The organism is Corallococcus sp. CA053C (assembly GCF_003611675.1).
In the GTDB taxonomy this organism is placed as follows: Bacteria; Myxococcota; Myxococcia; order Myxococcales; family Myxococcaceae; genus Corallococcus.
This window is the reverse complement of record NZ_RAWA01000887.1, coordinates 1-441: the sequence shown is the minus strand read 5'-3', so window position 1 is coordinate 441 and position 441 is coordinate 1. Positions and strand designations below refer to the sequence as shown.

At 66.7% G+C, this 441-nt stretch carries 1 protein-coding gene; it reads left to right on the top strand.

Going from position 1 to position 441, the window contains the following annotated elements:
- Nucleotides 1-313 (top strand): hypothetical protein (locus D7V97_RS45220; RefSeq protein WP_199729282.1); only part of this gene is annotated, 313 nt, incomplete at its 5' end.
- Between the last annotated feature and the right edge of the window lie 128 nt (nucleotides 314-441).

Here is a 441-nt window from a genome sequence, read left to right as displayed (position 1 = left end):
ACGCGACCCGCACAGCTTCTTTGCCGATGGTGCCGCGATCATCGTGGCATTGCTGAGCGGCCGACATGAAGCCGCAGCCGATACCGGGCGCAAGGTGACGCAACTGCACCCGCGCTTCTCGGCGGCCTACAAGCCCTATCTCGCCGCCCTTGGTCATCTCGGCGAGCAGCGTGAAGCCGCCGTCGTGCATCGCCGCCTGTTGCAGCTCGAGCCCGATTTCAGCCTCCGGAGTTTCCGTACCACGGCTCCGTTCGCACGCCGCGAGGACTTGGAGCATTACTGCGCCGGGCTCAGTCTGGCCGGAGTCGTCTGACCTCCGGCAAATCCGCACGACGGCGTCGGCGAACCTCGGCGGCATCATGCCCCAATGGACGTGCTGCGGCGTCGCCGGAACGCACCGCGGTTCGGGCGTAAGCGTTCCAATCTTCCGCACCCAGACCG